Raw genomic sequence first — 1,212 nt, 5'->3', positions numbered from 1 at the left:
ACCGGGATGGAACCGCCGCAGCCACGTACCGCTTTCCTTGGTCACTCGACGTCCCTTCCAACCTTCCAACGACGTTCGGACTCACCGGCCCGCCCCGTTGCCGCCGGTGGCGGTCCGGCCCTCCGGGCACGGCCGGATACCGACGCGGGGGCACCCGACACCAATCTGCTTCGGCGCATCGACCGACTTATGGACTTCTGTGACCTTGCTGACAGAAACCGGGAGGAAGCTGGGAACGACGGGGCGGGATCGGGGCTTATTCGACAAGGTGTCACTACGGGAATCCGGGGGAGCGGGATCCGCCCGCTCCGGCCTCATTCCAGTCCATGAGGTCGCACATTAGCTACCGGGACCGCCCCCTGACTGCGGAGCCGGGACGCCCCTACCCGATCCCCTACCTCCCCCGGCCGGTCACCCCTAGCGCTTCGTCACAAACGGGACCCATGCACCACGTACCGCCCCCACGAAGGACCGTCGGTCGACCGTGCCATAGTCCGGCTGACGCCTCCAAGTCTCTTCTGAGCTGGGGAAATACAGTACGCAGACAGAAGGAGACCCCGAGGGACGTGCCCGGTGATCCCACCCCCGGACCCGCGCCGCCGGTCGGCGCGGTCCGGCAGGTCCGCGGCCGCCGACGGGGCGCCACTGTGACCCAGGCCACAGACTCGACCCGCTACGGTAGGCCGACCGAAACCCGTTGGAAGCGCGGCAAGCTGACGAATGGTTATGACAACGGATGCCCGGTGTCCACCAGGACGACCGGTACCGCCGACTTCGGCTTCAACACGACAGCCCTAGGATCACTTGGCGATGAGGGAGTCGGATCCACGCGACTCGGAGGCGGGGCAGGGCAGGTATTCGCATGGCAATACCGACGGCTTTTGCATTCTTGAAGCTAAATGACGGGGGAACTTCATGCAGCTTGTGGACCAGAGATCCGAACTGGCCGAACTCGGGACCGCGCTTCGGGAGAGCCGGTCGGGTACGGGGGGAATCGTTCTGATCGAGGGGGCCGCGGGGTCCGGTAAGAGTGAGCTCCTGGAGACCTTCGCCGCGCGGGCGGAGCACGACGGCGCCACCGTGCTGAGCGCCGCCAGCTCGGACACCGACCGAACGATGCCCTTGAGCACACTGCGTCAACTCCTGGACCACACACCCGACATCGCCTGGACGGACCTGCCGGTCACCGACACCGGCGCCCTCACCCGACAG

The 1,212-nt window shown here is 66.7% G+C and carries 1 protein-coding gene; it reads left to right on the top strand.

From position 1 onward, the window contains the following. Positions 1-924: 924 nt before the first annotated feature. On the top strand, positions 925-1,212 hold a 288-nt coding region (locus tag AB0J08_RS41680), incomplete at its 3' end, for an ATP-binding protein (RefSeq protein ID WP_360645449.1).

This window comes from Kitasatospora sp. NPDC050463, assembly GCF_040655255.1.
Taxonomy (GTDB): domain Bacteria; phylum Actinomycetota; class Actinomycetes; order Streptomycetales; family Streptomycetaceae; genus Kitasatospora.
Note: the sequence above shows the minus strand (reverse complement) of the source record. Positions and strands in the feature narration are given on the sequence as shown.